24 protein-coding genes are annotated in these 26,501 nt (G+C 39.9%); 7 read left to right on the top strand and 17 right to left on the bottom strand.

The window, feature by feature from the left end; translation table 11 throughout:
* Positions 1–3 precede the first annotated feature (3 nt).
* Complete coding sequence (locus ACM0P2_RS13980; RefSeq protein ID WP_159119930.1) at positions 4–873, top strand: glycosyltransferase; 870 nt, start codon at positions 4–6, stop codon at positions 871–873.
* Positions 866–2,338, top strand: a complete 1,473-nt coding sequence (locus ACM0P2_RS13985; protein ID WP_419226711.1) for an oligosaccharide flippase family protein — start codon at positions 866–868, stop codon at positions 2,336–2,338. Before ACM0P2_RS13980 ends, ACM0P2_RS13985 begins: the two co-directional genes overlap by 8 nt.
* Before the next feature lie 29 nt (positions 2,339–2,367).
* Here the strand turns inward: ACM0P2_RS13985 and ACM0P2_RS13990 are convergent, their stop codons facing one another.
* The 10 genes from ACM0P2_RS13990 to tnpA all read right to left on the bottom strand — a co-directional run bounded on the left by ACM0P2_RS13990 (position 2,368) and on the right by tnpA (position 11,736).
* The gene (locus ACM0P2_RS13990; protein WP_419226712.1) at positions 2,368–3,126 is read right to left on the bottom strand and encodes a sulfotransferase family 2 domain-containing protein; all 759 of its coding nucleotides are present in this window, start codon (positions 3,124–3,126) and stop codon (positions 2,368–2,370) included.
* Positions 3,116–3,820: an SGNH/GDSL hydrolase family protein gene (locus ACM0P2_RS13995; RefSeq protein ID WP_201282665.1), complete on the bottom strand. Its 705-nt coding sequence runs from the start codon at positions 3,818–3,820 to the stop codon at positions 3,116–3,118. The genes ACM0P2_RS13990 and ACM0P2_RS13995 overlap by 11 nt, the downstream gene beginning before the upstream one ends.
* Positions 3,817–4,809 (bottom strand): glycosyltransferase family A protein, encoded by a 993-nt coding sequence (locus ACM0P2_RS14000; protein ID WP_159119927.1) that lies wholly within the window; start codon positions 4,807–4,809, stop codon positions 3,817–3,819. Before ACM0P2_RS14000 ends, ACM0P2_RS13995 begins: the two co-directional genes overlap by 4 nt.
* Before the next feature lie 135 nt (positions 4,810–4,944).
* Positions 4,945–5,796, bottom strand: a complete 852-nt coding sequence (locus ACM0P2_RS14005; protein ID WP_159119926.1) for a hypothetical protein — start codon at positions 5,794–5,796, stop codon at positions 4,945–4,947.
* A complete protein-coding gene (locus tag ACM0P2_RS14010; RefSeq protein WP_159119925.1) occupies positions 5,786–6,805 on the bottom strand; it encodes a glycosyltransferase family 2 protein in 1,020 nt (339 codons plus the stop codon). The genes ACM0P2_RS14005 and ACM0P2_RS14010 overlap by 11 nt, the downstream gene beginning before the upstream one ends.
* An 84-nt stretch (positions 6,806–6,889) precedes the next feature.
* Positions 6,890–7,645, bottom strand: a complete 756-nt coding sequence (locus tag ACM0P2_RS14015; RefSeq protein ID WP_159119924.1) for a transglutaminase-like domain-containing protein — start codon at positions 7,643–7,645, stop codon at positions 6,890–6,892.
* A gap of 117 nt (positions 7,646–7,762) precedes the next feature.
* Positions 7,763–8,566, bottom strand: a complete 804-nt coding sequence (locus ACM0P2_RS14020) for a hypothetical protein (protein WP_159119923.1) — start codon at positions 8,564–8,566, stop codon at positions 7,763–7,765.
* Positions 8,567–9,479: 913 nt separating this feature from the next.
* Positions 9,480–10,982, bottom strand: coding sequence for an IS66 family transposase (tnpC, locus tag ACM0P2_RS14025; protein WP_419226713.1), 1,503 nt, complete (start codon positions 10,980–10,982; stop codon positions 9,480–9,482).
* A gap of 86 nt (positions 10,983–11,068) precedes the next feature.
* Positions 11,069–11,419, bottom strand: coding sequence for an IS66 family insertion sequence element accessory protein TnpB (tnpB, locus tag ACM0P2_RS14030; protein WP_008305429.1), 351 nt, complete (start codon positions 11,417–11,419; stop codon positions 11,069–11,071).
* The gene (tnpA, locus tag ACM0P2_RS14035; protein ID WP_159120620.1) at positions 11,416–11,736 is read right to left on the bottom strand and encodes an IS66 family insertion sequence element accessory protein TnpA; all 321 of its coding nucleotides are present in this window, start codon (positions 11,734–11,736) and stop codon (positions 11,416–11,418) included. Before tnpA ends, tnpB begins: the two co-directional genes overlap by 4 nt.
* 205 nt (positions 11,737–11,941) lie before the next feature.
* Here tnpA and ACM0P2_RS14040 point away from each other — a divergent pair, with 205 nt between their 5' ends.
* The gene (locus ACM0P2_RS14040) at positions 11,942–12,469 is read left to right on the top strand and encodes a galactosyltransferase-related protein (RefSeq protein ID WP_159120087.1); all 528 of its coding nucleotides are present in this window, start codon (positions 11,942–11,944) and stop codon (positions 12,467–12,469) included.
* Between the two features lie 243 nt (positions 12,470–12,712).
* On the opposite strand, the gene ACM0P2_RS14045 is transcribed toward ACM0P2_RS14040, so the two are convergent.
* From ACM0P2_RS14045 to ACM0P2_RS14070, 6 genes are all read right to left on the bottom strand, one after another.
* Positions 12,713–13,819, bottom strand: coding sequence for a glycosyltransferase (locus ACM0P2_RS14045; RefSeq protein ID WP_159120088.1), 1,107 nt, complete (start codon positions 13,817–13,819; stop codon positions 12,713–12,715).
* Positions 13,816–14,970 carry a glycosyltransferase family 4 protein gene (locus ACM0P2_RS14050; protein ID WP_159120089.1) on the bottom strand — a complete coding sequence of 385 codons (1,155 nt, stop codon included), beginning with the start codon at positions 14,968–14,970 and terminating at the stop codon, positions 13,816–13,818. Before ACM0P2_RS14050 ends, ACM0P2_RS14045 begins: the two co-directional genes overlap by 4 nt.
* 8 nt (positions 14,971–14,978) lie before the next feature.
* Positions 14,979–16,262, bottom strand: a complete 1,284-nt coding sequence (locus ACM0P2_RS14055) for a right-handed parallel beta-helix repeat-containing protein (protein ID WP_159120090.1) — start codon at positions 16,260–16,262, stop codon at positions 14,979–14,981.
* A 68-nt stretch (positions 16,263–16,330) separates the two neighbouring features.
* On the bottom strand, positions 16,331–17,818 hold the full coding sequence (gene xrtA, locus ACM0P2_RS14060; protein ID WP_159120091.1) for an exosortase A: 1,488 nt from the start codon (positions 17,816–17,818) through the stop codon (positions 16,331–16,333).
* A gap of 53 nt (positions 17,819–17,871) precedes the next feature.
* Positions 17,872–18,711: an XrtA system polysaccharide deacetylase gene (locus tag ACM0P2_RS14065; protein WP_159120092.1), complete on the bottom strand. Its 840-nt coding sequence runs from the start codon at positions 18,709–18,711 to the stop codon at positions 17,872–17,874.
* Positions 18,712–18,713: 2 nt separating this feature from the next.
* The gene (locus tag ACM0P2_RS14070; RefSeq protein WP_159120093.1) at positions 18,714–20,126 is read right to left on the bottom strand and encodes a TIGR03013 family XrtA/PEP-CTERM system glycosyltransferase; all 1,413 of its coding nucleotides are present in this window, start codon (positions 20,124–20,126) and stop codon (positions 18,714–18,716) included.
* 149 nt (positions 20,127–20,275) lie between these two features.
* Between ACM0P2_RS14070 and ACM0P2_RS14075 the strand changes: the two genes are divergently transcribed.
* Genes ACM0P2_RS14075 through ACM0P2_RS14090 form a run of 4 tightly spaced genes read left to right on the top strand, consistent with a single transcriptional unit; the run spans position 20,276 to position 25,100 of the window.
* Complete coding sequence (locus ACM0P2_RS14075) at positions 20,276–20,908, top strand: XrtA/PEP-CTERM system exopolysaccharide export protein (RefSeq protein ID WP_159120094.1); 633 nt, start codon at positions 20,276–20,278, stop codon at positions 20,906–20,908.
* A 31-nt stretch (positions 20,909–20,939) separates the two neighbouring features.
* Positions 20,940–22,508 (top strand): XrtA system polysaccharide chain length determinant, encoded by a 1,569-nt coding sequence (locus ACM0P2_RS14080; protein ID WP_159120095.1) that lies wholly within the window; start codon positions 20,940–20,942, stop codon positions 22,506–22,508.
* The gene (locus tag ACM0P2_RS14085) at positions 22,508–23,458 is read left to right on the top strand and encodes an XrtA-associated tyrosine autokinase (protein ID WP_159120096.1); all 951 of its coding nucleotides are present in this window, start codon (positions 22,508–22,510) and stop codon (positions 23,456–23,458) included. The genes ACM0P2_RS14080 and ACM0P2_RS14085 overlap by 1 nt, the downstream gene beginning before the upstream one ends.
* 10 nt (positions 23,459–23,468) lie before the next feature.
* Positions 23,469–25,100 (top strand): TIGR03016 family PEP-CTERM system-associated outer membrane protein, encoded by a 1,632-nt coding sequence (locus ACM0P2_RS14090; protein WP_236547205.1) that lies wholly within the window; start codon positions 23,469–23,471, stop codon positions 25,098–25,100.
* Positions 25,101–25,299: 199 nt separating this feature from the next.
* Here the strand turns inward: ACM0P2_RS14090 and ACM0P2_RS14095 are convergent, their stop codons facing one another.
* The gene (locus ACM0P2_RS14095; RefSeq protein WP_159120098.1) at positions 25,300–26,364 is read right to left on the bottom strand and encodes an XrtA/PEP-CTERM system-associated ATPase; all 1,065 of its coding nucleotides are present in this window, start codon (positions 26,362–26,364) and stop codon (positions 25,300–25,302) included.
* Between the last annotated feature and the right edge of the window lie 137 nt (positions 26,365–26,501).

Raw genomic sequence — 26,501 nt, forward strand, 5'->3', positions numbered from 1 at the left:
CCAATGAAATATAACATCACGATGTTCGCTTACAATGAGTCTGAAAATATCCAAGCGAGCATAGAGTCCGTATGGCAAAACACAGATACAGGCCTAGGCACTTTTCACCTGGTTGCAAATGGATGTACTGACGATACCGTAACAAAAGCTCACGAAATAAAATCTTTACTATCATTCGACAAATTATCTATAACAGAATTAGCCATTGGTGATAAGTGCAATGCATGGAATCATTACATGCACGAACTTGCTGACGAAGCAGACATACATTTTTTCGTAGATGCCGACGTTTTATTTTCAGCTTGCTGTTTTCAAAAAATGGCTTCAAAACTCTATTCAACTTCGCCTGAAACGGTTGCTATTGCTGGTTTACCACTATCTGGCAGAAATCAAGTTTTTTATGAAAGTTTAGTTACGGAAAGGAGCTGCCTTTTTGGAAACCTTTACGGGCTAAAGGGCACTTTCATTAAGCACATAAAGCAATCCGAATTTAGACTCCCTCGAGGATTAAATTGGATTGATAGCTTTATTACAAAAGCTGTGAATACAAATTTAGATTTTAAGCCAAGAAATTTACCCAATCGTGTTACACATTTACCGGGTACGGGATATAATTTTGTAAGTCTTTCTCCTTTAAAAATTAATGACCTAATTTTGTATAAAAACAGGATCGCACGGTATGAACTAGGTAAAATGCAAGAGTTTTATCTGGACGCTATCCCTGTATCGAAATGGCCTAATGATCTAGACGAAATCAACCTCACAATATTTAATAACTTCAGTAAACACTCTGACAACATTCCAATCTATAAAAAAGTTATGGTAAAGCAAAGGTTAAGAAAACTCATAAAAAAAGCTAGTTATAATGAGTAACGTTAAAAAAGGGCTAATAAGTAGCATATTGTTAGTAGCTGAGTCTCTCGCAAAAAAACTTATAGGCGTTGTTAGTACCCTAATACTAGCGAGAGTCCTTGTTCCTGAGGATTTTGGATTAGTCGCTATTGCTACTCTATTTATGGGCTTTTTGGATGTTTTAGCGAATACAGGTACTACGCAATACCTCCTTCGCTCAGATACTATAGATAGCGACACTGTTAATACATCTTGGACGATAGATTTAATCTTGAGGACATTTATTGCCCTCGTAATGATAGCAGTAGCGCCGTTTGTTTCCGATTACTACGAAGATTCGCGGCTAACTGCAATTTTTTATGTATTTGCAGCCCTTATGATTTTTCGCTGTTTAGGAAATCCAGGCGTAGCCTTTCTTAGAAGAGAGCAAAACTACGCTCCGCTAGTGAAAGTAAGTATCATCGCCAAATTCTTGTCGGTGTCAATTGCAGTGAGTATTGCTCTGATATTTGAATCTTACTGGGCATTGATTCTAGGTCAATGTGCTAACGGGATAACAATGGTGGCGGGGTCCTATTTTATTCACCCACACAAACCAAAGCTGACTCTTATAAATGCTAAAGAGCAGTGGCACTTTTCTGGATGGCTTATTCCGCAATCTATTCTTGGCTACTTTAGAACTCAATTAGATACAATCATGGTTAGTAGTACTTTTGGAAAAGCCTCTTTGGGCTCTTACCACATTTTGAAATATCTCGCCTTTATTCCAAGTTCAGAAATATTATTACCTGCAACACAGCCATTACTTGTAGAGCTCAATAAGACGAAAAACGACGCAACCCTATTCGCCAGGCAATTTAACATTAGCTTCATAGGTACTATGTTATTAGCCCTGCCAATAAGTGGCTTTATGGCTAGCCAACATCAGCTTATTATTTACGTATTCTTGGGGCCTAATTGGGTAGAATATTCTGAGTTATTCGCTTGCTTTAGTCTTTTAATACCGGCATTTGCTATTTTAAATCAAGCGCGGCGAGTTTTAGTAGTTTTTGGCAAAACAAAACATATGTTGTACTACGAAGTAGTATCTTTTTTAACCATTTATGGCAGCCTCTTTTTAATCGGCCTCGAAGATCTATTTTTATTCGGAGCAATGCGCGTAGGTTTAGAAAATGCGATATGTTTAATTTTTCTTATTTATATTACGTCTTCGTATACCGGTCTAAGAAACTGCCTACGACTATTAACCATAAGCCTTCCAGCACTAATTGCCGTAGTGGTAGCTAGTTCAGTCGTTAACATGGTAAGTTTAGACACTCACTATAAAGTTTTGAACTTGATATTGAATGGATTTATTTTTATGAGTCTCTTTGTATTAACGCTCAGTATCATTCATTATTCGGCAGCGAGAAAAACTGAGGAGTGGGGTTATATTGAAGGACTTATAACCAAAGGAATCTCTCTTTTAAAAAGTAAGATTGCCTAGCGACATTCCTACTTTTTAAAAATACGAGACTATAGTTTTAATGTTCGCACAAAGCTTTTAGGTCCAGTGAAGCAATAATTAAATAGCTTTATATCTTTCTCATATACACTTTCTACAATAGCTATAGTTTCATCATCATAATAATCAGTATAACTCTTTCGGTTGACAGCGTTTTTTTTCTCAAGCCTTGCATCAACTCCAATTTTCGTTTTGATTGTTTCAAAATCATCCTCAATATTTTCAAAATACCCTATATAGTCGACTGAGACGCGGTTGTATTTATCAATAATGTAGCTATATTGAGGTTTGAAATGGTGATGTTTAGTGATATTTTCGGGCGTCAACCAATTACGTACGAAATCATGAAAATTGTCATAACGTGAGAGTTCATCATCGAAAAAAGTTCTATCCCATTCGTTAAAACCACCTTTTTGTAAAAAGGTGTAAGCCGAAACCAATCTGTCCCAAGGGTTGCGCACAAAAGTAAATTTAAAATAAGACGTAAAATTAGAAGGTTCGAAAATATTAATATATTCATCTAAAGAAGTGTGACCTCCGGCTAAGTTTCCGTACAAGGCTTTATTTACAGCAATACCGGCACACTTTGGCACATGAACGAATATACTTTTAGATTGGTCAAACGGCTTGTACGAAGACCACTCGTGAGTATCTCGAAGCCTCAATGCCTGAATATTATTAAAATACTTTTTACGATTTATTTTAAAGTCCCACCAACGAATGTGAAGATAGGCTTTAACGGGTAATAACTGAATAAATTTATTCTTCATAGAATATCTGTGCTAAATGAGGCTTTAACAGTGAACTATAGTAGCAGGTGTTATAGTGATGATCATTGGGGTCTGCATTGAGCAATTTATCACTAACAAGCCCATTTTCACCTACGGATTCTGGGTCTAAATCAATGAAATGAATTGAATGCTCAATGCAGAACTTTTTTACGGCTTGGTTAAATCGTAATGTAAGCTCAGTACGTTCGTGTTGCGAAGACTTTACATCCTTTCTTGCAGTTGCTACGTCCCCCCAATCTTGGTTATCTCTTATGGTAGGAAGGGGGGCGCTTACAACGACCGCTCCTAATTTTCCGCTACAGTTACGAATAAATGACTTATAATTTTCAATACATCTTTGAAGCATATCATTTATCGATATTTCGTATTTATCCGCCTGGTACCATAATAAAAACCCCGTATCTACTTCTCCAAGTTGGATTATAGTTACATCTGGATCAACGGTTTCGAATGATTTCGTGAAAATTGGCAATGCTTGAGTTTGAGAATTAGGGTTTGATAAACCTGATATTGTTGCCCCGCCAACAGTTTGAACCAGTAATAGGTATTTTGGTTCAAAAAATTGTTTCAGCAAATTATGTGAAAAGATAGCAGTATGAGAATCACCAAGAACGAGTACCTTCTTTTTCTTTAGCACGTTCGCCTTAAATTTTTCTATCAAACCGAATTTCACCCGCCTTTAACTCCCTTGAGCAACGTTACCAACAGAGTTTTCCAATAGCTTAGTTTGAACGGCCAATATCTGATACCTCTGATCATAGATGCAGCAGCATCTCTGTAGTTCCCATTTTCACGCTGCAAACTATATCCGAGTTTCCAAACATAATCTTCAGAAAGACGCTTCCTCAGCGCATTTTTCTCGCGTAAAGAAAGAGAAGACAACTTAAATGTTTCAATATAGCTAGCAATTAACCTCTCCATGGCTAGTATGCGCTTTTCTTTATTGCTTTCATTCAAATTTGTATCTGACGTATTATTATCATGTACATTATAGGTCACAGTGACCCTATCAACGAAAGCTCCTTTAAAATTGGCTTTAAGTATTTGAAGAATAAAAAGCCTGTCTTCACCAACTCTAAAATTCGGAAGTAAAAACTTATTAAATATATGGCGTCTAAAAACTGAATTCTGTAGTCCGCTATCAATTCCGACTTTTATTTGACAGAGCGCGGCTTTTTCATTTTCAAGAAAGTAGATATCATCAGATTTATGGGAAGCGCATGAAAAAAGCGGGTTTTTCTGATTATTGGTATAAAACGTTGAAGGAAGCAGCAGCGCTCCAGTCAAAAAATCTTTACGACGGCACGCAAAATATAACCAGTCTAAGCTGGGGTTTTTCTTGAGTGCTGAAATAGCGCGACTTAAGTGGTCTGCATCCCAGTAGTCATCGCTATCAAAGAATGCAATAAACTCTCCCTTAGCTAGTGGAATGCCCGTGTTACGTGCTAAAGCAGCTCCGCCGTTCTCTCTTTTACAATATTTAATAGGGAAAGTATTTTTTGATTGAAGCTCTTTAACTTTTTCTTCTGTATTGTCAGTGCTTCCATCATCAACAATTATAAGCTCCCACTCTTTAAATGTCTGCGCTAAAAGAGACTGAAAAGCGTTGTCTAAAAAATGTGAACGATTATAGGTTGGTAGAATAATGCTTACAGCTGTCATTTTTTAGTTCTCTTTGCCACTATGATGCCTCGAGCTGGCGAGAAATTTAGCACCAATGTGTCTAGTTAGCATGCATCTCACTCTCCAAACGAATTTATTATGATTAATAAGGTAAACCATGTCGTAAGTCATCAACTACTTTAAGTTTTTATAAGGGTTGCCATAGATAAGAACTTGAAGGCTCCACATTGCACTAACAAGTAATTTATTGTCGAAGCTACAGCGGCACAAATGCGCTAGATAGTTGTGTAAGGAAAGTATTCTATAGTGATGAAATGGTTCTTCTGCAAGGGTAAGATTAGCCCGAACTCTTGATGCTCTAATTCCCATTGTTCTAATTCGTTCATTCCTGAGTACATACTTAAGTAGTTTCTCACTATGCAATGGAGCGTTCATGTGCTCACAATAAGATAAAACCTGCTCAAAGCGTAGTCCATAAGCACGAATAGCTTTTGTTCCCACAGCAACTGAAAATCTATCATTCAATCCGTCCCAATGTTGCCAATTTGGTACAAACACTCCATCAGATAACCGGCTAGCTCTTTTGTATATATTAAACATGCTATCGTGATATTGAAGGTCTGGACGAACAAAAACAACTATATCAGGGTTCCACTCCAATGCATTTAACGTGACTTTTTGCAACGAGTACAGTTGATGGAACAAATTCCGTAGAGACTGGAATTGATCGCCGAAGCCATCACCAAACTTGCTCACAGCCCCAAAGTTCGATGAGGCTAAGAACTTATCAGGTTGTTCCAATTCTACTTCATCTGCGTTTAGAAGATGATGCTCGTTTGGGTTTAAAAGTGCAGATTCTCCTGTCCTTGAGTTTTCTATTTTGCGTTGTTTGAAGAAATGAGCAAAAACCTTTACTTCACCTGTTTCTTTAGCCGGATCAATAACATTTTCAACGACGCTTTCAATAGTAAAGCTTAATGACCTCGTAATACCAAAGAAACAAATAGCAATTCTTTTAGTCTCCATGGCCTGCCCTAAGCTTATTAAAAAACTGCTTGAACTTGGCTTTCTTCATTGCCTTTTTAATATGATTGTCATTAGGAAGCAAAGCTAGGGCTTTCTGATAATATTGAATCGCAACTGTATATTTCTTCTGAGGCTCAAACGTATGATAAGCCAAATGCCACGCGTAACACTTTGCCAGATTCATTTCAACGAATTCTGTTTGAGCTTGATCGAGTTTTAACGTCGTAAGCACCAACTCCCAGTAAAGTGCAAAGGCACTATGAATACGCTCCATTCTTTCAGGACTATGACCACCAGAAACATTTGTCAAATTATCACTATGCGCCCAGTAAACTGCATGGTATTGACTTACATGACAAACATTAATATTTTTGGAACAAAGCTCCAAGTTATACATAATATCAACAGCAGCATTAAGTCTTTCGTTCCACCGAACTGATTTTAGTATGTCAGCCTTTCCTACAATGCATTGAGTTGTTACGACCCTTCCTCTCAACTGACGATCAAAAATTTCAGATTTATCAAACAAATATGCGCCACCTAAATCAGTAGTTTTAAAATCAGATAAATCTAATTTATCGTAATTAAATACTTCTCTTGTTTCCTCATACTTGCGTAGAGGGTCAGCTGTCATCACATCGATCTTATCAGGATATTTTTCCAAGTATGAAACCATCGTTTCAAGATGAGATTCAATCCATTCATCATCACTGTCTTGATAGGCTATATATTTACCCTGAGCATTGTCTAGCCCAGTGTTTCTGGCGCCGCTCGGCCCTTTAGTGTGTACATTGTCAATACATCGAATTCGAACATCATTGCCACACAGTAATGAAATTTTGTTTTTTGTCTTATCTGTACTTCCATCATCAATGAAAAGCAATTCCCAATTCTGAAAGGTTTGTTTGAGAACTGTATTTATCACCCTTCCAACAAGTCCTTCTCGGTTGAATATAGGGATAATTATTGACACCATCGGGGCGTGGCTTAAAGCGCTATTTTTAGTCACACTATGTTATCCATTAATCGTCATCGGTAAATAACTTATATTATTACCTTAACAGCTTAGTAGTTTGTATTCTTCCCAAAAGACTTACTTTTTCCGCCAAAACAACCAAATTTGATTACTTTTCTTCTTTTGACTTTGCCAAATAAAGAAACAAAGAAATAGAATAAACAAGGGTAAGAGCCAAATGGCAATATAGCTCAATTTTTCAAAATAGTGTTTTTTGGTAATAAAATGGGAGACGCCATTCCAGTATTTATATTTTTGGCTTAATCCATTAACAACAACGTCTTCACCATTACCATCAAAGCCCGCTGTATTATACATTTTTTGCAATTGTTCGATATTTTTGTGATAGAACTCTGCCCCTTTATCGAAGACGACGCCAAAATCAGGGTCTAAGAGTTGGGCACTTTCTTTGAACTGTACTTCAACCATGACATGCCCAGGTACAGTTACGATACGGTTTTTTATTCCATTTTCATTTAATATTTGGGAAAGCAAAATTGATGCGTCACCACAAATACCAATACCACGTTCAATAGATTTTATAGGAGAGCTAAAGTGGTACCTTTCGAATTCAGGAATGCCTGACCATCTTCCCATGGCATAAAGTATATAGTTTTCCCAAATCGGAACTGTTTGATGATAGCGTGCGGGAGAATAACGCTCCCAGTGAACGTGAGCAATTCCCGAAGCAATAACCTTTGTAACTCTTTTTGCATAATCTGGTTCACTCTCACCTTTCAAACGTAAAAGTTGGGAACGCATACTGTCTTTCGAAAGAGTAACGTCGGCATCTTTGAAACGTAAACTCTCTACCTCAATATTACCCAAATCCATAGTTTGGGTTAACCCCCATATGTTTAGCGAAATTAAAGCTATCGATATAAAAGCTAAAAAAAATAATATTAAACTTCTGAACAAAATTAGCTCACCACTTCAATTTGAAAAAATGCCTTATCGAAAAATTTTAGAAACCTTCTTCCTCACCTTCGATAAAAAAAGCTCCAGAAAAGATGGGTAGTATTTAACAACATTTCTGTGTTTGAATACCAATTTAGAAGAATAGTCTCTTGGGTCACGTACTAATCTACCATCTGAAATTGGAGTATTTCCTCCGACCTTTTGCTCAGGAAACTGTAGGCTCAAAAGTTTAAATCCTTCAGAACATATCCTCTCGCTGAGTCTGATTTCACCTTCATCGATTAACTGTAAACGTTCTTCGCAGTTTGTAGCAGGAAAATCGTCAAGTAATTTATCCAGTAAACATGGCTTTATCATGTAAACATAGGTTTGGACATGAGGTCGAACTCTCTTGCCGATATCGGGATGCTCAAGAAAATTTAGAGTCGCGCCTACCATTCCAATATCTGCTTTCATCAATTGGTCTTTGAACTTCGAAAACCAGTAATTAGAAAATGGACCATAGGCACTTCTATTTCTAACCAAAATAAAGCTATCGTGAAAGCCGTAGGTATTCTTTATATGAGCGAGTCCCAATGCAACGGAACTAAAGTCTCGACCAACATTACTCTTGAAAATAACACTATCTAGTTTGATAGAGCTTGTATATGAAAAAAACTTTCTGACAGCAAGTTCAAACAGCTCGTCCTTTGACGTTTTCTCAATTACCAGGCTTACAACCAATACTAGTTTTATTACATCGACTCCCGATGAAAACTTTTTCAACTGTTTGAAATGTAGAAAGTCTAAAGAATAATCACCTTCGTTTGCTGTGGCGTAAAGCATAAAAGCAGTCATATCAATTCCTTTTTGATACTGTTAGTCATAACTTAATCTTGAAAGGTTGTAGTTGCAATAATAATCGATTTGCTTAGTTGTGCGCACAAATTTAAGTCCGAAGTAAATCTTTCGCTTAACTACCTTTCATACCTCATTGAATACTGCAATAGTGTGGCTATAGCCTAGTCACTTTCTTGACTTGACTTGGCATTCATTACTTTTTTAACTTCAATTCTGCTTATCGGTTACTGTCCTTAAGTCAGTGCCATTTCGTATATACTGACTCAACAGACCGTTGAAGTTTTCATTTTGTCTTCGTTCTCGTGACTCAGAGAGATGGAGAAGTAAATAGCCATTTTCAACTTCTAGGTTATCATTTCAATGTCACAAAACCCGTAGCCATTATCCACTTTGATCGCGCTAACGTAGCTTCGGTAAATAAGTGCACTTCGAGAAAAAGTTTCATTAGATAGTGTACTCAGGACTTTGACTCGCGCCTTTTTTGTTTTAATTTTAACTAAATTGCGAGTGGGACATGTCATTAATTATGAGATACCAACACTGTAATCTTATTCTTGTGAATTCTTCTTTATCCGCTTAAAGCATTAAATTACAAACATTTCTACTTAAAATCTCTATTTTGTAACATATTTTTGTTACCACTATTCTCGATGGCTATTTTTTAGCCAACCCAAGAAAGCCAGCATTAAGCTGCTATAAGTATATATTAATTTAAAATTAAAATAGTACGTGTAGTAACTGTCGTCACGAATACTGAATAATAATTTGGACATAAAGGGACATATTTGTAAAAAGGAGTATTTGACATGCTTTTCTCAATGATCGTGGTTAACTACAATTCCGAGAAACAAATTGAAAACTTACTCGGCCTGCTGAGCAAAGAAAAACCGTATCCGTCCGGCAATACCACCTAGCGCTTAGCAAACTGCCATGGTAGCAGTTGCTCAATATCGACGTTGGGGAAGCTGAGTTCGTCAAGGCAAGTCATCATATATTCGAACACATTGAGGTCGTTGGCTTTAGCAGTTTCGATCATGCTGTAGAGCACTGCGCTGGCGTTTGCGCCTGTGGCAGTTTGGCTAAACAGCCAGTTTTTCCGGCCGATGACGAACGGTTTAATTGCGCGCTCAGCACGATTATTATCAATACTGAGTAGCCCATCGAGTGTATAACGTACAAGCTTTTCCCATTGGTTCAAGCAGTATTGTATCGCTTCACCTAATTTGGTTTTCGGTAACACCTGTTGCACTGACTTTGTGAGCCATGTATGGAACTGATTGAGTAGTGGCAGACTTTTTTCTTGTCTGATGAGATAGCGCTCTTCCACTGTTTTATCTTTTAACTGTGTTTCGATGCGGTAGAGCTTTTGGATGTGATTGAGTGCCCAGTCTGCTTTGCCACTGCCTTTTTTACCTGCGCCTTTTTTGGCTTCCATGAACTTACGACGTGCATGTGCCCAACAGCCAATGAGTGTCGCTTGCGTTTGCTCATAGCCTTGATAGCCATCCACTTGTAAGTAGCCGTTATAGCCTTTCAAGAAGTTTACCGCGCATTGCCCTGCGCGACTATTGTGATAGTCGTACAGCACGATATTGGGTGTCTCTGTACCAGGTATATTTCCGCCAGGTGAGTCAGCACCACAGGCGTACAGCCACATATAGCTAGTCGCTTTATCAGATTCAACCACCTTCAGCGTGGTTTCATCCGCCGCGATAACAGCTTGCTTTAACAGGTGTTGACGAAGCTGCTCGTAAAGCGGTTTAAACAACGCAGCACAGCGGATTATCCAGTCCGCCATCGTCTTACGATTTAATTCGATACCATGCTGTTTGAACATCGCTTCTTGTCGATACAGCGGTAAGCCATACTGATATTTGCTGGTAATGATTTGACTTAATAAGCTTGGCGTCGCATAACCTTTTGGGATAACGCTGTGAGGTACGGGCGCTTGTTTAATCGTGTTGCTGATACCGCCCTTTTCACAGGTACGGCACGCATATTTAGGGCGAACATGCTCAATCACTTTTACCTGAGCAGGGATAAACTGAAGCGTCTCTGCCTTATCTTCACCAATGCGGTGTAATTCGCCCGAACAGCAGTCACAGGTTTTTTCTTCGTCGCTAATATCGTGAACGATAACTTCACGAGGCAGGTCTTTAGGTAGCGATTTACGTGTGGGCTTTTTACGAGTGTAGCTAATCGCTTCTTCAGCTGTTTCAGTTTCAGCCTCAACAACTAATTCTTCCGCTTCATTGAACAACTCACCTTGCCCAGGGTGACCTTCGGTGCTTTTTCCGAACTGCTTGTGCTGGGCAACACGGAACTGTTCTTCTAAATAGGCAATCCGCGCGCGCTTCTCTTCAAGAAGCGCTTCAAGTTCAGCGATGCGGGATTGGTATTCTTTCTCGTTCATACCGCTATTATCCCGTATTAAGCTGCTGATTACCTTACATTATTAAGACTATTTCGTGATCGTTAATCGCTACTTATGATCACAGGTTATAAGCCGGATGCGTTGTAGTGCAACGGCTGATGCCCTATGACATCGTAGCCCGATAACAGCCACTGTAGTTGCTGTTCACTCATATGCATCTGTTTTAAGTTCGCATCGACAGGCCATTTAAAGCGATGTTTTTCGAGGCGTTTATACCAGAGTGCGAAGCCCGTTTTATCCCAATAGAGTATTTTGACCTTATCGCGCTTTTTGTTGCAGAAGACGAACAGCGCATCGCGAAACGGATTCAGTTTCATATCCTGCTCAACCACGACAATTAAGCCATTAATCGATTTGCGGAAGTCGACGATATCCATGTACAGGTAAATGTCGGCAGGCTCTACGAACATCTTCATTCGGCCAATGCCTTCATCACAGTAGCAACCCAGTGAGGGTTAATATTGGTTGGCACGGTAAGTTGGGCATTTCCAAGTTGCAAGAGAAGTTCGCCACCCATTGCTTCGGTGTAGGATTCAACCTTCGTGACTTCACGGTTCACCTGAACAAACTTGCTACTTGTTCGTTGAAGCCGAATATCGCGACGTCGGGTATAATAAGTTTGAACGTTAATCTGCTGCTGACGACAAAACTCCACTGCGGTGAGTCCGCTTTGTTTTTGTTGCTCAAATAAATTGAGCCAATCTTGCACTTCTCTTCGTTGATATTGCTGCATGGTCATTCTCCTTTGCAAAGCGAACACCATGCCGTAGCTAATTTATGAATTGAATGTGGGGATTACCGGACGGACACGAAAAACCTAAAGACAGTTTGAAGTTATTGTCGTATCCAATAGTGGAGCAATAGCTTCTGAAGCAATACTACGAACTTGCCAAGTATTATATTGTGACGTGAATTGTGGATACGCTCGGGCATGTAACTTGGGCGCAAAAAGTGCACAATCTGAAATGTTAGTCTTTTGCAATCCAGACATACATTCTACCTTTGAGCAAATCAAATATTTAGTTGACGTAACTAAAAGTTCTGAAACCATAGGGTTATTGTTTATTGACACTTCCAATAACCTAGGAAACTCACAAGACATAACTATTTTAGATGTATCGAATAAAGCTATTAGTTGTCTCTACATAATTAGAAAAAGAATATTTGAGCGCCTATCTGGCTGGGATGAGAATTTTTTCCTTTGGGGTGAAGACACTGACTTATGTTTGAGGGTTAGACAATTAGGGTTGACTACCTCTTTTGCACGTAACTTGGGAATAAAACACGATGCGGGAGTAACGTGGAGAAGTAATGACCTCGAAAAAAACATCTTTTACACGAAAGTATGGTTGAGCAGTCAGACCTATTTACACTTAAAACAAACTGGTATATTCGCAGCACGGAAATACTTAGCTAAGCAAATAATCATTGAATTAATGCGGATTGTATCACGAAAAAAACCCTAGGTCGGTCCCACAATTCCCTAACCCAACCTCAAATTTTGCACATTTTTACTCACGAAAGGAAACACAGTAGAGGACTGGGTTAAGTTTGATGGAAATTATTTTAAGTGGCAATCCATTTAGTACCATTTATCAATACTCGTTACGCAGCTTTATGATTGATGACCCAGAACTTATCGGTCTAACGTCTTCCTAACGGCGAAATAACTCTCTATCCCGCATCTAAATTTAGATGAAATATATTATTTATATACTTTCATAAACGCTTAAAACAAGTCCTTTGAAGTTATCACTGGAGAATTCTCTTTTTACTTTTTCTCGGGCGTTTTTCTCAAACTGTACTTTTTCACTTTCATTTTCCAATAAGAATCGAACACCATCGGCTAAGCCATTGGCGTTGTGAGCTTCGGTAAGAATACCGCAGTGCTGATCGACCGCTTCAGTGATGCCATTTACATTGGTTGTAACTATAGCTTTTCCCGCTGCCATGGCTTCCAATAGTGTGACGGGAAATGCTTCTTGATGACTTGCACATACGACGATATCCAAATCACTTAAGAGATCAAAAACGTTGTCTACTTGGCCATGAAACGTTGTGCAGTGGTGTACTTCTAACCTTGCAGCCTCTTTTTCAAGAAAAGGTTGCCTCGGCTCTTGAAGAATATCTCCACCTATCACATCAAACTGCGCTTTCACGCCGCTCTTCGTGAGTATTCTAGCCATTTGCAAAAATTCTTCATGCCCTTTTCTTTTCTGCAGATTTCCTATGATTCCGATTCGTGGCACAAAGTTGCTAAGCGGTTTATCCTTGGGTTTAAACTTTTGAATATCAACGCCATTATGAATAACAATGTGATTGGCTAGGGGCACCTTCCCCCTTAATTTAGGACTTAGATTTGTCTTTAGTTCATGACTACAGTATATGAAGGTGTGCACCAGAGGGCGTTTGGAAAAAACCCAATCAATAAAGCTAGTTTCGTATGGAAAATGCACGTGACAAATAATAGGAATATTTAGCACTTTACACGCGGGCGCGAGGCTTCTGAGAGCTAATATATCACCAGTATGAATAAGCTTGGGTGCTAATCTTTTGAGTAAAAGTAAGGAGTTGTACAGATACTTTAAAGATGAAAAGGGTTTGCGAAAACTATACTGAAAAAAAGTCCACTCTATGTGTGTCGTTTTACTCTCTTCTGCAAAGCGAGGTAAATCCCCTTCGGGACAAACTAAACTGACAGTATACTTTTCCTTTATGGAATCTATTACTGACAACGTGACTCTTTCTGCACCGCCCATCGCAGAGCTACTGTGTGCAAAAAGCACTTGGTTTTTTTTACTATCAATAGCTGTCATTTATTTGTGTCCATTAGCTCAATAAAGGCTTCAGCATGCTTGTCCCAATTAAACAATTGTGCCGCACTTCCAGAAATATTTTCACGATCCAGCGTTTTGCATTTTTTTAAAATACTAGGCAACGCTGTCTCAATAGCATGTGGTGATGAGCAGTCGACAATAAACCCTGTCTCACCTTCTTTGAATGTTTCGGAAGTCCCTCCTGAGTTTCCAGCGATCACTGGCTTACCGCAAGCTTGAGCCTCAACTAGAACCATACCAAAGCCCTCAATGTCATTCTGAATAGTTCGATTGGGAAGAATAAATACATCGCATTGTTGGTAAGCACTTATTAAGTCGTTATCGTCGAAGTTTGTATGGATGAATACATTATCTTGCAACTTATGTTTGTATATGAGGTTGCGTAGATTTTCTAGCTCTTCGCCCCTTCCGACAATAGCATACTGCAGGTTTGGCACCTGTTGAAGCAGCCGAGGCATGGCTTCAATGAGAAAATCTTGCCCTTTTCTTTTTTGCAAGCGACCTACCGTCAACAGCAACAGTGAATCTTTGGCCCAACCGAAGCGTTTCCTTATTTCTTGATTTTCTGAAGCTGGTTGAAACGTACTAATATCTACACCAGGATGAAGTACCTCGCACTTATTTACATTAGAAAACCCTAATGATTCAACAAGTTTTTGAGAGTTGTGGCTATTGCATATTAATGAAAAGGCATGCTTACAAACTTGTTTAACTAATATACTCTGCTCTCTGCTTGTTGCAGCTGTTTCAACATCTTCTCCATGTACAAAGCAGCTATATCGAGTGCCAGTTAACATGCTAACAATCCATGCCGTCACGCCTTCATGAATAACTCTGCCGCAATGAATTTCCTCTATTTCATGTTCTTTTATGATTTTTAAAAGCTTTTTTACGCAGGAGAAGTAAAACTGCAAACCAAAAATGCTTTTCACTCCCCACTCAGGAGAGTGAAGTGGTATACGGATAATCGGAATGTTGTGTGTTTTATCGAACGTAAAACCTTTTTCAAAGTGATGAGTACAAACGAGCACTTTGTCTCTAGGGAGTCTAGAGTATAACTCCCAAAACCAGCGCCCACTACCTCCCTCAATAGGAGGAAAGTTTTCTGTCAGCAACAAAACTTTCTTCATTCTAATTACTACTGCCCCTGAATAACTTTTTTATAATCGACGACATTTAATAGAGTAGATTGTTTTTGAAACTTAATAAGAAAATCATCGAGTTCCAGTTCATCATTTAGTTCTAAAGAAGCCTCTGCGCCATCTCTTGATTGGATTTTTTTGTTGGTACTGTTTCTTTTAATAAGTACGCCTGTAGAGTCTTCCCAGCGATACTCTATGGCGTTATCGTAAGGGTGCATTTGGTAGATTAGGTTGTCTTCGATTAGTACTCCTAAGTTACCTTCTGCGACTATACCTACGTCCGCAAAGGGGTCTCCATTATCCGTATGATAAATGACATTACCCTTTGCTACACCATTTCGGTGCGCGAAACGCACTCCCCTGTCTCGCAGTCTCATACCAAAACCTATGGCTCGGTCGTTATCAACGAAAATATTACTAATTACAGAGTTATTTTCAGCATTATCCCAAAGGTGCACCGCATGTTGAGCGATTCTCCCTTTTGGGCTTGCAATGTCTCGAAAGATACTATTTTTGATAGTCCAGTTGACTGCGCCTAAAGCATCAACACCACCAATATAGTAGTTAGGACCAATACCTTTTGTGTATTGAAATATGCAACCTTCTACAACCCCACCGAAAGATCTATTATTCTGTGATTCTTCAGTTTTATAGTTGTACGAAACTTTAAGCATCTGTTCATAAGAATCCTGAAAAATAACGTTTCGAAAGTGTGGATAACTAGCATTTATTTCACCAGCAACTTGAACTAAGTGATTTGGCACATCTGTAAGTGTCACGCCATCCAGCGTGAAGTAGTTTTTATTTACTCGAAATATTCCTTTAACGCGGCCGCCCTTAGCCATGCCCGTTCCTTTAAGAACAACATCATACGGGTTTCCAGTTGCAGACTTCACCATGACATGATCTGCTGTTACGTATATCGTATTGTTTATTTCATACAAGCCCTGTTCAAGAATTACTGCAGTGTGCCCCTGTTCATTAGCCCTTTTCATAGCTCTCCCGAATTCTTCGGTACTACTTACCCAGATCTCCTCGTATCCCTTTGGAGTATCGATAGGGCGCGACAAATAAACTCTTTCCACTGTAGAACGCACGCTATCAGGCTCTTGCACTACTTCCTCGATAAACCCTTTATCTTCAAGCTTTGCTCGAATACTCGCTTTCGTTTTGAAGTCAGCGAAAAAATAAAAGATAACTCCACCGACAACCAAACAAAATATAGTGAAGCCCAGGCCCATGACCATTCCGTCCAACAACTTCTTTATAAACTTTTTCATATCTAACAAGGTTCTCTAGTGCAGAGCGAGGTTTAAGAGTTTTTCTAAAAAAGAAATACAGACCTAATTTAATGATAAAGGGTACTAATAGCTTCAGGTACATACTCCTGATTTTCGCTTGAAACAAAAATCAGACTTCCGGATACAGGTTGACCTAAGAACACCAAATAAATTTGATACAGTTTCGCTTTTAAATCACTACTGAAAATCTTTTCATTTATAACAAACCACTTAGTTACAAATCGCGTTTTACCAGACGGTGATGCCAATTTAGTAACTTCAATGGATGTGTTAGCAATTTTTATATGGTTAAAAGAGTTTACGCTTTCACGCGACCACATGTCAGGTGAGTAAGAGCGATTTAGTGAACTAACTAGTTCATTATCAATACCGTCATACCAAGCGTAAACAACTGTAACGCACTCATCACTAGTTTGAATCCCTTTGGTAGCTTGATATGTTGGTTCGTTTAAGATGGGTTGCCATTCTTTGCTGGGCGCACATAAGTGCTCATTCGATAGATGAGAAAATATAGGGTCGCCCTGCTGAGATTCTTTCATAGTGTTGTGCATCAACCAATTAGTCCAAATTATTGACGCGACCAATATAAAAAATACAGTCAATAGAACACTATTTCGGTTTTCTACTTTTTTATAAAACGCTGTATCATCATTAACTTTGGACTGCGCATTTCTCATAAACTCACCAATGCAAAGCAAACAAATAATCACAAACGCAAAAAAGAACCACCCATATATAAGGTGATCGGCACCAGCTGCGTACTCCATATCAGTTGAGTAAGCAATAAGAATAATCCCGTATACACGAACCACATTTGCCACTATAGGAAAAATTAAAGAAATGAAAACAAAGATAATCTTTCTTTTAAATGAGTGTAGGTTCAGATAAGCGTAAAGGCTTCCTATAACGAAACTCGCTATGAAAAAGCTTACGCCCGAGCAAGCTTCTGCTACTAAAAAACGCCCTTGCGGTATTTCAATGTACAAACCGCTTCTAAACAAAGGAATACCAGTTAAATTTAGCAATGCTACTGAACCTGTCGCAGCAATTTCTTGAAGATACGGTATAAGTTGCTCACCAACAGGGATGCTAAATAGCATGAAGCATAGAGGAAAAAAGATTTTTTTTGCAGCAACATCACCGATTAGCAACCAGATAAGCGCGGGAAGAAGAGTGAACGTCGCAGTATGAGTAAAGAGCTGTACATCACCTGCTATACCGATCGCGTATAACAGAATTGCAGGTATAATAAGAGCTAAAGACATACTTGATGTCAACTTTGGAGACGCTAGTAACGCCTCTTTCTTTAAGTAAATAAGGTAGAGTGCGCCGGGAACAATAAAGAATCCATGATTGAATATTTCGTTTCCGTACCAGATATCAATTACGGATACTAATCCTTCCCAACACAGCCAAATCCATAAAAAAAGAAAGCATGCACTCGATAAATAAAATTGCTTATCGAACGCTAAAGAAAGTGACTGTTCTTGGCTTCCTGTTTTTTCTTCTTGTGTCACTTTATCACCTTTGTCCATGTTACAGCATCCTATCTCACTAGCTTCCTAAGTTCATTTAGAAGGTGTCGGGTTTACTCAATGCCGTAGGCTTTAGCCATAGTCACCCAATTAAAGTCACCAAGTAGTTTTTCTACCTTCCCTTCCATTCTAGAAAGGTTGATATAATGACGAGCCTTAGACTTCCATGGTGCAGAATTAAATTTTGGTTGATCAGCATCTATCTCCCAAGGATGAAAATAGAAACTGTATGGCGCACTTTCAGATTGCATGAACTCAGTAATACGACGTTTAGATAACCAATAAGGATAAAGACGAAAATAACCACCACCGCCAATTCCCACATTGTTTCCTTTTTTACGAACTGTAGGAATAGGTATTTCAATAAGGCCATTATCACGCTCGTACTTAAAGCGAGGCCATTCTGGCACACCATAAAGGTCATGATTAATTGGGTAAGTACTGGATGAATAAACAAACCCAAGGTCTTTGAGAATGTCGTACGCCCAAGTATTAGAATCGTTGATAGAAAAACTCGGCGCTCTATATCCTTTTAACGCCACACCGCCTATATCTTCGAGGATATCTTTACTTTGCTTAATATCATTGAAAAGTTCCTGCTCGCTCATAGTGGTAGCGCGCTGGTGTGCTAGGCCATGACTGGCTAGCTCGTGCCCTTCGCTCACTATTCGTTTTATTACATCAGGACAGCGCTGTGCTACCCAGCCAAGCGTGAAAAATGTGGATTTAACATTATTCTCTGAGAATAAATCCAATAGCCTATGGGTGTTGTCACCCACTCGAAGGCTGATGTTATCCCAATCTTTTTTATCGATTACGCCTTCAAAAGCAGAAACTTGAAAGTAGTCTTCCACATCTACCGTCATTGCATTAAGACGATTATCTAATTTCATAATTATCGCCCTTTACCAAACAGCACAACTTCAACGGTACGAATTAAAATAAGAATGTCTAACAATAGACTCTGGTGCTTAACGTAATAAAGGTCGAACTTTAGCTTTTCCATGGAATCTTCAACACTTGCGCCATAGGGGTAATTTAGCTGCGCCCAACCAGCCAAACCTGGCTTAACATTGTGGCGCTGATTGTAATAAGGCACCTCACGAACAAGCTGCTCTACAAATTGTGGCCTTTCTGGGCGAGGGCCGATAAATGCCATTTCGCCTTTAAATACATTTAAAAGCTGGGGTAATTCATCTACTCGGTATTTTCGAATGAAGTGACCTATGCGGGTGACACGATCATCGTTTTTACTTGCCCACTTTGCACCGTCTTTCTCTGCATCAGGTCGCATGCTCCTAAACTTAATGATTTTGAAAAGCTTACCGTTTAAACCCACGCGCTCCTGTTTGTAAAACACAGAGACACCTGTTTTGCGACCATCATCAAGATAGATTATTAATGCTGTTGTCAGCATGATTGGCCAAACAAAGAGAAATATGAAAAATGCTAATATCGCATTAAGCGTGTAATCTAACGCATCTCTTAAATAGTTCTGACTTTGGAAACCGTTCGAATAGATGACCCAACTTGGATACATCAGATTAACTACAATTTGCCCTGTCTCGCGCTCCATGAAATCTAAAAGTTCTGTTACTTCTATACCACGCAATCTGCAATCAAACAGAACTTCTACCGGTAACGTTCCTCGCCTTTGGTCACAAGCAATAACTATTTCTTCAATTTCATTGTCTACAATAAACTGCTGGAAGCTCTCATCAACTTTTAGATGGATTATTTTTTCTTTTTTAATGCCATCTTCGCGATTGTCACCTGGAATAGGGATAAAACCCACTAACTCAAACCCTATTCGGTCAACATCTCTTCGCATCCGTTTTTCAATAATTGATGCCCTTTCTCCGGCACCAAGCACTAAAATACGCACTTTACCTAGGCCCAACAGCCCTAGTCGATTAGTGAAGTATCTAAATACAACCAAAGTAATAATTATTGAACACACCGAAGCAGGTAAAAAATACGAATCCATGACCAAGTCGTCGAAAAACGCACGACTCAATACTTCTACTAAAAAATAGCTAAGGCCAACACTTACAAAAATACGGCGAATTATGCCTCGAAACGTTTCTCTAAGTTTGGCTTCATACAAGCCGACAGATAACGAGCAAAGTAATATGGAAACGGTAAGCATTCCCACATTTATAACAAGTTTTTCAACCGAAACATTTGGCGACATTCCGATTTGCGTGAGTATAAAATGAGAAATATAGCCCATGTAAGCTATGAGCAACGCTTCTGTTATTACTAGTATGTTTGAGCGTTTATTTTGATTGCGCTTGTTTACTGCCACCCCTGGCCCCCTAAAACTGCGGCGTTTTTCCCATCATAAAGGGATTTATTCCAATAGACTACAATTGTTATTGGCATTATAGTGGCATTTACCGTAGGGTAAACGACAAAAGCCATATATTAACCATAATGAGTGTAGGATGATCTCTTATGTTCCGCTTTAGAACGCTAATTACATGCTGTGCCCCTATTTTATTTATTGGTCTTAACGGTTGTAGTAATACCGCGGCATTGCCCGAAGCGACCACGCGACCTTCGCTGACCACCGACGTGAACGATTACCAGTACCTGATAGGCCCAGGCGACTCGTTAACTATTTTTGTTTGGCGTAACCCAGAAGTGTCAGGAAACTTCATTGTTCGTCCCGATGGCAAGGTTACTACCTCATTAGTCGAAGATATCGATGTGGCCGGCCGCACGCCAACAATGCTAGCCAGAGAAATTGAAGAGCAACTCTCGACTTATATCAACAATCCTAGAGTTACTGTAAGTGTAAATAACTTCACAGGCCCATTGAGTGAGCAAGTTAGAGTAATTGGCGAGGCCACGAACCCCAGCGCAGTCAGTTATTCGGAACACATGACCCTTCTTGATTTAATGATAGCCGTTGGCGGTCTTACTGAATTTGCTGACGGAAACAACGCAAAACTTGTAAGGGTTATTGAAGGAAGACAAAAGACCTTCGAAATCGATATCGACGACCTGATACGAGATGGCGACATCTCTAAAAATGTCGATATGCTACCTGGCGATATCGTAATTATTCCAGAAGCTTGGTTCTAGTTGTTAAGTAGTAAACGGAACAAATAATAAAATGCAGGACTTACAACAAACGCTAACCCAGATCCTTGATTATGTAAAAGGAGTTTGGATTAAAAAGCGTTACGTTATTATCTTTTCATGGTTAATCTGCCCTGTTGGCTTTTTGTATGTAGCCAGCCTTCCTGATGTCTATTCGTCGAAAGCCCAAGTGTTCGTAGACACGCGTTCTGTATTACAGCCGTTATTACGTGGGCTCGCTATACAGACAAATCCTGACCAAGAAATTCAAATGATGGCCAAAACATTACTTAGTAGAAGTAACGTAGAGAAAATAGCCAGAGAAAGCGATCTTGATATTACCACGACTACAGAAAACGAATTTGAATCTCTTGTAACGTCACTTACGAAGGAAATTAAACTATCGTCGACTGGACGAGATAACATTTACAATATTTCGTTTTCTAATAAAGAGCCTTTGGTTGCTCAAAGAGTAGTTCAAGAAACATTAGATCTGTTCGTTGAGGGTGCTTTAGGCAATAACCGCAAAGATACAGATACTGCCGGACGCTTTTTAGACGAGCAGATTGCCGAATATGAATCACGCCTTACAGAAGCAGAGCAACGTTTGGCTAACTTCAAACGTCAGTACAACGACATTCTGCCGCTGGCGGGCTCGTATTATTCTAGCTTGCAAAGCTTGAATGATGAGCTAGAAGCTACGCGCCTTCAGATAAAGCAAACACAGCAGCAAGCTGAAACGCTTACTAAACAAATAAGCGGTGTGAAACGCAACGATAGTTTTGGTGTAACAAACCAAGACGAACCGGTCCTTCGCACCCGCTACGATGAACGTATACGTGCGTTAGAAGAAGAGCTCGACAGACTTACGCTTCGCTTTACGGATTTGCACCCTGATGTGGTAGAAACTAAAGCACTACTAGAAAGTTTAGAAGACTCTAGAGACAAAGAAATTGAGGCTTTCCTAAGCGCTGACGAAGGCGATAACAATCAACCCCTGTCTGAACTTAACCGCGAAATTAAACTAGAAGCAAGCCGTTTAGAGAGTCAGATTGCCTCACTTCAAGTTAAGGAAACAGATTTATTACGCAAAATTTCTGAACTCGAAAGTAAAGTTGATTTAATCCCTCAAATTGAAGCTGAGTCATCTTCTTTAAACCGAGAATACGGTGTCACCAAACAGAAATACGAAGAGCTACTTTCTCGCCGTGAATCAGCGGACCTATCTCGAAGAGCAGATGTATCAGCGGAAGACCTTCAATTTAGAATAATAGAACCACCTTTATTACCTAAACGCCCTTCGGGCCCTAACCGTCTTATTTTTTATACCGCAGTTTTGGTGGTAGGTTTTGGCGCGGGAATAGCTGTCGCATTTCTAATTAGTCAGCTTAATCCAATTTTAATACGACCTAAGCAGTTACTAAATGTGTCAGATTACCCTATCTGGGGTACGGTCACGCACTTGAACATTGAGCAGATTAACAAAACCAATAGAACTCGACTTATCGTGTTTTTACTCTCTAGTGGTACTATTTTGGCTATGTATGGAGCGCTAGTCGCGGCTGAAATTATGAATATAGATTTATTTGGGGGGCTTCTTTAATGAAAAACACCATTGAAAAAGCGCTTCAAAAGCAAAAAGAAGCTAAAGCTGCAAAGCAGAATAATTTACCAGAAGACAAACTTGAAGAAGCCAGCTCTTCAAGCAAAGTAAAAGAATCGGAAGTTTCCATTGAAACCTCATCTACTAAAGAGCTGCCTGCTGTAGAGATAGTAGCGGAAGAGAAAGAGTTCGTTAATCAGCGGCCGCCGCTTGATGAGTTCACCATAAATTTTGATAGGCTCGATAAGAACGGGCATATCTCTTTGAATGGTGAGCGCAAGCAAATAAACGAAGAGTATCGAGAAATTAAGCGTAAGCTTTTAGCTAACGCTTTCGGCTCACTTTCAAAAACGTTACATAACCCTAATATTATCATGGTTACAAGTAGTCGACCTTCTGAAGGGAAAACCTTCACGGCGACGAATTTGGCAATGAGTATAGCCTCAGAGCAGGATAAAACGGTGCTTCTTGTTGACGCCGATGTGCTTAAACCAAATGTTTTGAATACCTTAGGACTAGAGCGTCGTAAAGGGCTAATGGAATATTTAACTGGTGATGTTGACGACATTTCAGATGTGCTGTACCCCACGAACATCGACAAACTAAAAATAATTCCTGCCGGAAAGTCGCACCACTTATCTACAGAGTTGCTTGCTAGCCAAAAGATGCACGAAACCGTAGATGAATTTGCTAACCGATATCCTGATCGAATAGTAATTTTCGACACTCCACCACTCATTGGTATCAATGAAAGTGCGATACTCGCAAATTTCGCCGGTCAAGCGGTGGTTGTAGTGGAAGAAGGTAAGGCAAAAATAAGCGATATAAAGATGTCTGTAGAACGTCTAAACCCAGACATGGCCATAGGATTTGTGGTTAACAAATCTGTTCATAATGACACCGACGGAAGCGGATATTATGGGTACTACTACTCAGAGCGTAACGATTAGGCGTTATTTGATGCCCAAAAATAGAATTATGAAGCTTTCGCTTGTTGCTATGTCTGTAGCAACAAGCTTCGTTGCACAAGCCAAGCTCGAAGTTAATGCTCTGGCTACTGCCGACACCATTCACCAGAACGTGAAAACTGAGGAAAACGGTACCCGTTCTCTGACTACGTTGACAGTTGCCCCAAAAGTTAATGCCACCTATCAAACTAGAACATTTCAAGGATTGTGGTCTGGCACTTATACCCACCTTGAACGGGACAATGACGATGCAAATCAGCGGCAGGATTATGCAGAGTACAGCTATTCAGCGCAGTGGGTACCATTTGAAAACCTGTTATCTTTTCAAGCCGCTGGCGCTTTAAATTATCAAAACACTAATTCTGCGAACTTTTTAGTTAGCGACTTTATTGCTAATTCTGACAGTCTCGCGAAAACAAGGTCCAATCGCCTTTCATCAACGCTCACCCTTGATCAAGGTGACTGGGTCAGAGGCCAAGGCACAGCGGCATATTCAGACACAGCGTCTGAACGGTCGATAACAAACAATAATGCTCTTAACAATGACAGTTACCAACTTACTGGTAACTTAATTAATGGTGATGAAGCCAAATATTTTCTCTGGTCAGTGACCGGTACTTATCAGAATACCGAGCGCGGACAAGCAAATACGGGCGACTTTGAATCGAGAACTGGTGACGGCTTTATAGACACGCGAGTTTATGGCGACTGGGCCATCCGCCTAACAGCGCGCCATGAAGCGAACCAAATATCAGATAGAGACGATACAAACAGCTTAGTAAGAGAGTTTAATTCGTACGGTGTAGGTTTAACTTATCGTCGGGCTGAAAATCGTTATATATCAATTACGGCAAATAAGAGCGATTCTGATCTCGAAGAAGACGATGGCGAAACCTTTATTGGTTTAGACATGCAATGGGCATTAAGCACCCGCACTCGCATAGCTGCGACTTATGGACGTCGTTTTTATGGTGAATCTGCTTCAGCAAGTATCGGCTATAACTCTAAATATTTGCGAACATCGTTCAGTTATACGGAGGACGTGACTAATACCTCAAGGCTTCTTGCCGACCCAGAGAATTTAGGCGTATTCGTTTGCCCTACGGCAACAACATCTATCGCCGATTGTTTTCAGCCCAATAGCTTAAACTACACACCCAGTGCCGGTGAGCAGTTAGTACAGATTACGTCTCAAAACGTAGAGTTCGACGACAATATTATTTTGCGTAAAAGTGCCAATTTTCAAGCTGGCTATGACTTTTCTCGCGTAACTCTCGCTTTTTCATGGCGCTACTCTGAAGATGATTACTTAGATGAAGATAGACTAAGGCGCACCTATTCTTTTGGTACCAACCTAGCCTATAAAATTGGTAGTTATACCAACTTAACGAGCAGTATTAATTACGCCAACATTACGGGTCTGGGAGCAGAAGAAACTTTCAGTGGAGAAAGTGATAATTGGAATGCATCTATCGGTCTAGAAAGAGAGTTCGGTCGCCGATTAAAGGCAAGTATTGACGCACGGTATCTTGAGCAAGAAGGTGATTTGAACGCCGGTGGTCAATTCGGAAATAACTATACCGATCGACGTATTAGCGCATCTATCACCTATACATACGACTAAGTTTCGAAGCGTCGCTCAACGCTAAAACAACTTCAATTTTGTATGCATAGGGGAGCCCCAGAGGGCATTGGCTGATAGAATGTGCTGCAAGAAACGCCCTACTTAGGGCGTTTGTTAAATGGCTTGGCTGAACATGATTAGCGTTTGAAATCATTTACGAAGGTTTGTAACAAATACTCTTTAGTAACTATGCTAACCCTCACTCTCGCTTATCATCACTCTTCAACCGCACATAGGTCTTAAACTTTTTCTTCATAAGTTTATCAACGTATTGGGTCATTTTCACTTTCTGTGAAATAGCGTCATCTAATGCGTCTACTAGCTCTGCCAGCATGTCCAAATAGTACTTGGTATCGCGTATAACATTTCCCTTAGGGGTCATGATAGTTTGACTTTCTGGGTGGTCAGCAAAGCCCATATGTTCGGTCACTTCTGCGCCCGTTTTATCAGGCTCAAACATCTCAGCTTTTACTTCTTCAATTACTTCGTTTACCGCATTAGCATCAAAGCTTTCAAGCTCTTCCAGAAAACCGTAGAGCATTACCCTATCCATAAGGGTGTTAATTTTACGTGGAATACCGCGAGAGAACATGTGAATGCGTTCTAACGCTTCGTCACTAAATAATGCAGAGCCGTTCCAACCGGCATGGTGTAGGCGGTACTCGATGTACTCTTTGCACTCTTCTAGTGAAAGCGGAGCCAAGTGACACGATGCCACTATACGCTGCCTAAACTGCTCCATGTTCGGCGCACGCAAAATTGGCTGCAACTCTTCTTGACCCAGTAAGAAACTTTGAATAAGCGGCTTGCCGTTGAGCTGGAAGTTACTCAGCATTCTTAGTTCTTCAATGCTTTCTAGAGGAAGGTTCTGCGCTTCATCCACTAAAAGCAAAGCGCGACGCCCCGCTCTATTTAGGTCATACAAGAATATTTCAAGAGCCTTGAGAATGTCCGCTTTCGAACGCCCTTCGGTAGGAACATCAAATTTAGACGCTACCATCTTTACCAGCTCATCTGGCGACAGCTTTGGCGTTACAATTTGGGCCGCGGCTATATCGTCTTCAATTTCTTCAAGTAGACTGTTGGCAACGGTGGTTTTCCCGGTTCCAATTCCGCCGGTAATAACAATGAACCCTTCAGCTTGAGAAAGTCCATACTGTAGATAAGACATGGCGCGTTTGTGCCATTTACTCGCGAAGAAAAATTGAGGGTCGGGGGTTAACTGAAACGGTTTCGAGTTAAGTCCGTAGTAACTTTCGTACATGCAATTTACCGTTATTCCATTAAAGAATGTGCGTTCAAAAAAAACGTAATAGTTTTGGTGCTAGACGCGGCGCGTAACTTTTGATTATATGGTAACCAACAACGCGCCATTCTCGAAGTGTTATCTCTTTATTTGTT

The sequence above is a fragment of the Alteromonas sp. OM2203 genome (assembly GCF_048517045.1).
GTDB lineage: Bacteria > Pseudomonadota > Gammaproteobacteria > Enterobacterales > Alteromonadaceae > Alteromonas > Alteromonas gracilis.